This window comes from Parvibaculum sp., assembly GCF_030651915.1.
Lineage (GTDB): Bacteria > Pseudomonadota > Alphaproteobacteria > Parvibaculales > Parvibaculaceae > Parvibaculum.
In genome coordinates this window covers 145,521-152,304 of sequence record NZ_JAUSBV010000004.1, presented here as the reverse complement: position 1 = coordinate 152,304, position 6,784 = coordinate 145,521, and the positions used below count along the sequence as shown (strand labels likewise).

Annotated in this window: 6 protein-coding genes; all 6 read left to right on the top strand. The window is 54.4% G+C overall.

From position 1 onward, the window contains the following. The first annotated feature begins 207 nt into the window (after positions 1-207). A complete protein-coding gene (locus tag Q7V31_RS04460; protein ID WP_304732638.1) occupies positions 208-960 on the top strand; it encodes an SGNH hydrolase domain-containing protein in 753 nt (250 codons plus the stop codon). A gap of 534 nt (positions 961-1,494) precedes the next feature. Further along, positions 1,495-2,427 carry a bifunctional 2-polyprenyl-6-hydroxyphenol methylase/3-demethylubiquinol 3-O-methyltransferase UbiG gene (locus Q7V31_RS04455; protein ID WP_304732637.1) on the top strand — a complete coding sequence of 311 codons (933 nt, stop codon included), beginning with the start codon at positions 1,495-1,497 and terminating at the stop codon, positions 2,425-2,427. A 218-nt stretch (positions 2,428-2,645) separates the two neighbouring features. Beyond that, entirely contained in the window at positions 2,646-3,452 is an 807-nt protein-coding gene (locus Q7V31_RS04450; protein WP_304732636.1) for a class I SAM-dependent methyltransferase, read from the top strand. A 19-nt stretch (positions 3,453-3,471) separates the two neighbouring features. After that, on the top strand, positions 3,472-4,551 hold the full coding sequence (locus tag Q7V31_RS04445; RefSeq protein ID WP_304732635.1) for a glycosyltransferase family 4 protein: 1,080 nt from the start codon (positions 3,472-3,474) through the stop codon (positions 4,549-4,551). A gap of 3 nt (positions 4,552-4,554) precedes the next feature. Further along, positions 4,555-5,625, top strand: a complete 1,071-nt coding sequence (locus Q7V31_RS04440) for an EpsG family protein (protein ID WP_304732634.1) — start codon at positions 4,555-4,557, stop codon at positions 5,623-5,625. Positions 5,626-5,665: 40 nt separating this feature from the next. Beyond that, a complete protein-coding gene (locus Q7V31_RS04435) occupies positions 5,666-6,781 on the top strand; it encodes a glycosyltransferase family 4 protein (protein ID WP_304732633.1) in 1,116 nt (371 codons plus the stop codon). The last annotated feature ends 3 nt before the right edge of the window (positions 6,782-6,784 follow it).

Here is a 6,784-nt window from a genome sequence, read left to right as displayed (position 1 = left end):
TCGGCAACAAAGGCTTGATTAAAGCCCATTCCGCATCGCTCAGATCGAACCGTCCCATCTCTCCCTCCCAGAAAACCGAGAGAGAAAGTGAATCACGCTTCGCCTGTCAGCGGAATCCCTTTATGAGTACAGAACCTAGTCGACCTCTATCCTGAGTATCAGCGTGTACTTGTCGAGGAACCCTCCGGTGAACGGGTCAACTATGTGATGCACCGCTATGACAAGGAGGTAAGAGATAAACCATTTCCGGCGCACGGACCGAAACTCTTGCTAATTGGCGATAGCTTTTCGCAGGACTTTTATAACGTCATTCGTGAATCGAAAGCTTTTCCCGGCTACGCGATTTCAGCGATTTTTGTCTCCGGTCCTTGCCAAATGGCATGGGAACTTTCTGACCTTTCCAGAGATATTGGAAAGATGGGCCTCAAAAAATGCCAATCCCAGTTGCTAAACGAGCGCATCAGGCGGCAAGTATTGAAAGCAGACATCATCATATTTGCGTTTAACTGGCAAGAACACGCCGTAAGTTCATTGTCGAATAGGATAGCGAAATTCGGCTTTCGAAAAGACCAGACAGTTCTTGTTCTGGGTCGGAAGCAGTTTGGTAATGGACGCCTCTCGATAGGGAGACTGCTTCGCCTGTCTGAGGACGAACTTTCCGGACTTTCTTTGCATTCCAGCGACGAACATCTGCGCATAAATCAAGCAATGCGCGAATCTCTGCCAAAGTCCATGTTTGTGGATGTCCATGACGTTGTTTGCGACAAGTCGGGCGCCTGTCCTATCTTCACACCTTCGAGCAATGAGTTGATTTCTCACGATGGTGGACATTTAACTCCTGCTGGAGCGCGATATTTGGGGATGCTTCTCTTCAGGCACGAACTTCTGAAACACTACACTGGCGATCTGATAGGCATTCCGCAGGATGGATATGACGGCGGCCGGCGAAAAAATAGATGACCAATTTGTGATCTTAGGAGTTCGAATGACCGAGTCCTATGCCGAAGCCTTGCCGAAACATTCGGCTGAAATGGGTGCGTGACTCCCTTTGTGTGGCTCGGCACGGGTTTGAAAACCCAATGAACTGAATTCGAGAGTCTTGGGGGTCATATAGCCTGCAGATGTCGAAGTAGCTGGTGATGCAGTGTTGACGATCACCGGCACCGGAGACTCACTCAAAGTGTGGATGATCAAGCCGGACCACTGATCCGGAAGATCACCTAGTATGCGGCTATACAGCAAGCGCTGCGTCGAATTCAGGGGCCGACGGATCGTGAGGCTGAACCGACCATTCCTTGATGGCATGTCTGGACGGGGTCGAGAGTGGCTATATGAGCTTGCTGCGCGCGGCTGAAAACATGCATCGGATTGGACCGCAGCAAATGTCCTATCTGCGGCGCAGGATCTCCTCGATTCTTCTGAAGTCCTGGCTTCGAAAGGGCAATGTGTGGAAAGCCATCAGGGCGGTGCTGACCGTTCATAGCAGGAGGTGGAATGCACGGCGAGAATGAACCGAGCGAGGGCGTGGTCCGGTTTCGGCGGTGTCCGAACTGCCAATCGGGCAGCATCTGTCCGTTGTCGGGATTCGAAGAGAAGAACCTGTTCGTTTGTGGCGGCTGTCATTTTATCTTCGACGTGCGAATCCCCTCCGCCGAGGTTCTTGACGCCTTTTACGCAAACTACGCCTACTCCGTTCGGAAAAATTGCCCCGCGCCCACGCGCGTGAGCTATAACCGGCTTCTCGACAAGTTCGAGAAATACCGAAAGACCAATCGTATTCTGGACGTGGGTTGCGGACAGGGAGATTTCCTGATCGAAGCGAAAAAGCGAGACTGGGAGGTCCATGGCACAGAGTATTCGCCTGCCGCCGTTGCGCTTTGCGAAGCAGCGGAAATCTCCGTTTCGACTGGAGCGTTGAAAGCTGCAACCTTCGGCCCCCTGAAGTTTGATGTGGTCACTTCTTTCGAAGTGTTCGAGCACATCAACAACGGATTTGAGGAAATATCCACGATCACCGAAATGCTTCGTGGAGGCGGGCTGTTTTACCTCACGACGCCTAATTTCAATTCGGTGCTGCGCTATCTCGAAGGACAGGAGTTCAGGATGATCGCCTATCCGGAACATATCAGCTTCTACACAAGCCGGTCTGTCGCCAATCTCGGGACGTCGGCGGGCCTGGAAATCCTCAAGACGGAAACAACCGGGCTCGATCTCGGACGGTTGAAAGCAGTCTTGAGCTGCGGATCAGGGGCGCCGCGTCAGCTCACAAGCGGTTCGGTGCGGGTTCAAGAGTCCAACGAGCTGCGGTCGAGAATCTCAGGGTCGTACAGCTTGCGGGCGGCGAAGTGGCTGGTGAATGCAGCGTTGACGATCACCGGCACCGGAGACACGCTCAAAGCGTGGATGATCAAGCCGGACATCGACTGACCCGGAGGTTCGCCTGGTGGCTTCCCCAAAAATATTTGCTCTCGAAAAGAACAGCGACACGGCTGCGAGTAAGCGATGGCGGTTCTTGCCGTTTCCACTTTCGGTCGAGGCGGGAAGTGGCCCGAGTGCCGCGGGTTCCGGGCACAAGAGTTTCTATGACACCGATCCGATTCCGTTCTACGGGTTTGCTGTCAAATCTCACAACTGCGAGTAGTTCAATGACCCGAAGCACCGTTGCGGATTTCTTCAACAGCATAGCGAGCACGTACAACTTCAAGTATGACAAACAGAAAAACAGCTTTCTGGCGCATTTTTTTGAGGAGCGTCTGAAGGCCGCCGTGCAAAATGCGAGACAGCCGATGGGTATCGTGCTCGACATTGGCGCCGGCACCGGTCAGCTTTATAATTATCTGATCGACAAAAAAATATCGTTCGACGATTTTTGGGCCGTCGATATCTCCAGTTCCATGCTGAACAATTCAAGCATACCGGAAGACCGTAGGATTGTAGGTACGGTGAGCGCCTCGGCTCTGAGTCCCCTCGACGGAACAATCGAACAATTTTTTATGCTGGGCGTGACGACCTATATGAGCATCCCGGATATACAGGAAGCGCTGCGTCGAATTCAGGAGCTGGCGGATCGTGACGCGGAACTGTCCATAACGTTCACAAACAGCCGCAGTGTCGAGTCCAGGCTCCAGCGACTGATCGCGAGTGCGCTGAAGATGTCAAAGCGACTAAATCGAGATTGGTCCAATCGTTATGTGGCATCGCAGACTTTTGACAGGACAACGCTATGCGAAAGTGAGATGAGATCGTTGCTCTCTCCGCATGGGGAGATCGTTGAAGTCAACTACCAGAACCAGACGTTCACACCTCTGAACCGTATCGCTCCGAAATTTTCCATTTGTGTCGAACGTCAGATACAAAAAGTTTTTGGTTCAAACCCAAGAATGATGGCGGCTTTCAGCTCCGATATTCACTTCAGACTTCGTATCGCCGTCATGGGCGTCACTCCAGAGTAGAAGTGCGAATTTATCCATTATGTCTCGAAAGATTCTTGCGCTCACCAAATACGGTGACCTCGCCGCCAGCACTCGACAAAGATTTGTTCAGTATAAACCATACCTGAAAGTATGCGGGCTGGATCTTTGCATATCTCCGTTGTTCCCCAATGCATACCTGAAAAGCATATTCTCCAACGAAAGACCAAGTTCGAAAGTTGTATTATCGAGCTATATAAATCGCCTTAGAGTACTTTTAACGTATAAGGACTGCGACGCAATCTGGCTTCACTACGAAACGTTTCCGTTCCTTCCCTCAGTGTTCGAGCTCCTTCCGACTTTGAGAAATATCCCGCTGATCTATGATCTTGATGATGCGGTTTTCCACAACTACGACCTCCACAGATACAAGCCGGTCAGGTTGGTGTTGTCCGAGAAACTTGGGCCCGTCGTCCGGCGTGCGCATCTGAACATGTGTGGCAATGCCTATCTCCTGGATTGGGCGCGTCAGTACAATCAAAATTCGACAATCGTCCCGACGGTTGTCGACATTGAAGCGTACTGTCCAGCAACGCCCGCCAAAGAAGGCGCGCGGCCGGTCGTGGGTTGGATCGGTTCGCCGTCAACATGGAAATTTGTCGAGCCGCATCTGAAGGGCCTCAGGGAGGCGGTTGGAGAGTTCTCGGGCCGGGTTCTCGTTGTTGGGTCCGGCGAGCAGATTCCAGAATTGCCCGACCTTGAGTACCGGAAGTGGAATGAGCAGGCGGAACTGCGTGATCTGCACGAGATGACCATCGGCGTCATGCCACTCCCGGACACACCCTGGACGCGCGGCAAGTGCGGCTACAAATTGATTCAGTATATGGCATGTGGCCTTCCCGTCATTGCCTCTCCGGTCGGTGTGAACTGCGAGATTGTCGAGCATGGCGTCAATGGATTCCTGGCGACAACGGAGGCCGAGTGGCGCCAAGCATTGACGATACTTTTGAGTGACCCGGAACTGAGACGACGTATGGGAGCCGCCGGGCGCCGCAAGATCGAGGAACACTATTCCCTACAGAAATGGGGCCCAAAGGTGGCCGAGATGCTGTGCAAGATCGCGGAGAGGGGGCGTCCCTAAGCCATGTTGTATGTCGTGATCATGGGCGCTCTCTTCCTTGTCGGCTACCGGGCGATCGGGAATTCCACGCTGCAACACCAGCTCTATTTTCCCGTTCTTCTTGGATTGTTCCTGTTTTCCGCGTTCCGATTCGAGGTTGGTTGCGACTGGTGGGGCTATCTACATCAGTATCGACTTTTCAGCTCCACGACTGGCGGCGAAATTCTCGATGTACAAGATCCGCTCTGGATTGGAATCATCGGTCTGCTCAACGGATTTGATCTGCCGTATCCGTGGCTAAACGTTATCTCATCGGCTTTGTTTTTTGCAGGCATGCATGCTCTCGCAAAACGGCAACCGGACCCGCTCAGCTTCCTGATCCTGCTCTTTCCCATTCTGATCATCAATATGCCGATGTCGGGCATTCGTCAGGCTGCCGCAATCGGGATCATGGGGTTCGCTTTCGCCGCCTTTCTCGACAGGCGTTTAGCAGCGTTCCTCTTCTGGACGGTTATCGCCAGCCTTTTTCATACAAGCGCGATCGTCTTCCTGTTACTTGCGCCGCTGGTTGGCGGCCGATACACAACGCGACGTCTTGTGGCCGCCGGTATTCTTGCAATTCCCGGCGTTTTTGCGCTCTTGCTCGGGAGCGGCGCCGAGCTGGCGATCGGACGCTATGTCGGTAGCGGCGTCGACGCCGTCGGTGCGTTGTTTCGGCTCGGCTTGTTGCTCGTCACCGGTATCTTCTTCGTTCTTCTGGCGGCTCGACATTGGGCGCGCCTGTATCCCAGGGACTATCGGCTCGTCAGTATCGGATCTTTAATGATGCTGACAATCTTTCCGCTCGTTTTCGTCTCGACCGTGATCGCCGATCGTTACGGCTATTATCTGGTTCCAATCCAGACGATAATCCTCGCCCGACTCCCCTATCTTTTTCCGGGCCAGCAGAATCGGCTATTACAGGCGGCGCCTTATCTCGCACTTGCCTTGACGTTCGTGGTGTGGACGTTCATGTCGTGGCACTTCAATTCGTGCTATCTGCCCTATCGGACATGGATTTTCGGCTTTCCCTCGGATTCATTCTACTTCCTATGACGACGGCGTCTTTTCCGCAGTGTGAATCGCCAAGGTCTCGATGCATATCCTGATGACCGTCAATGCGGCATGGAATATCTCGAACTTCCGCCGTCCGCTGGTTGCGGCTTTTGTCGCCGATGGACATTGCGTCACGGTTCTCGCTCCGCCCGACGATAGTGTCGCAGATATCGAAGCTGCGGGCTGCCGCTTCGTTCCGCTGGCCATGAATGCAAAGGGTTTGAATCCGTTTCGAGACCCGATGCTCGCGAGGCGTTTGAAGAATGTCATTCGCACCGAACAGCCCGATGCCGTCCTTGGCTACACAATCAAGAACAACATATTCGGCGCCATCGCCGCGCGGCGAGCCGGGGTGCCGTTCATTCCGAACGTCACCGGGCTCGGAACGGCGTTCCTGTCCGGCGGGACGCTGCAACGTGTTGCCGAGATGCTCTACCGCTACGCCTTTCGCGATCTTCCCGTCGTGTTCTTTCAGAACGAGGACGATCTCGCCCTTTTTCTCGATCGGAAACTCGTCAGGGAAAGTCAGGCGCGACTTCTGCCGGGATCGGGGATCGATCTCGCACATTTTTCTGCCGGTCCGTTTTCGGAGCGCGCCGACGGGCCGGTGTTCCTGATGATTGCGCGATTGCTGCACGACAAGGGCGTTGTCGAATATGTTGAAGCAGCGCGCCTACTGAAATCGACTATGCCACGCGCCCGGTTCCAGTTGCTTGGCCCGCCCGGTGCCGAAAATCGTACGGCCATCGACCTGAAAACAGTCGAGGCGTGGGGCGCCGAGGGAGCGATCGAGTATCTCGGCGAAACGGATGATGTGCGCCCGTTTATTGCCGAGGCCGATTGCGTCGTTCTTCCCTCCTATCGCGAAGGCGCACCGCGCACGCTGATCGAAGCCGCCGCCATGGCGCGCCCGACGATCGCCACCGATGTTCCAGGTTGCCGTGCCGTCGTCGAGGATGGTGTCACCGGTTTTCTTTGCGCGGCGCGGAGCGGCGAAAGCCTTGCTGCGGCGTGCCAGCGGTTTGTAGCGCTCCCAATCGGTCAGCGTGAGATCATGGGGCTGGCCGGGCGCCGAAAGATGGAGCGCGAGTTCGATCAGGAAATCGTTGTCGCCGCCTATCGCAAGGCCTTGCAAGACGTTCTCGAAGGAGGCTGACGC

Bases quoted from the DNA above. Each gene is read 5' to 3' on its own strand.
- Q7V31_RS04460 (WP_304732638.1), top strand. From the start codon at position 208: ATGCACCGCTATGACAAGGAGGTAAGAGATAAACCATTTCCGGCGCAC.
- Q7V31_RS04455 (WP_304732637.1), top strand. From the start codon at position 1,495: ATGCACGGCGAGAATGAACCGAGCGAGGGCGTGGTCCGGTTTCGGCGG.
- Q7V31_RS04450 (WP_304732636.1), top strand. From the start codon at position 2,646: ATGACCCGAAGCACCGTTGCGGATTTCTTCAACAGCATAGCGAGCACG.
- Q7V31_RS04445 (WP_304732635.1), top strand. From the start codon at position 3,472: ATGTCTCGAAAGATTCTTGCGCTCACCAAATACGGTGACCTCGCCGCC.
- Q7V31_RS04440 (WP_304732634.1), top strand. From the start codon at position 4,555: ATGTTGTATGTCGTGATCATGGGCGCTCTCTTCCTTGTCGGCTACCGG.
- Q7V31_RS04435 (WP_304732633.1), top strand. From the start codon at position 5,666: ATGCATATCCTGATGACCGTCAATGCGGCATGGAATATCTCGAACTTC.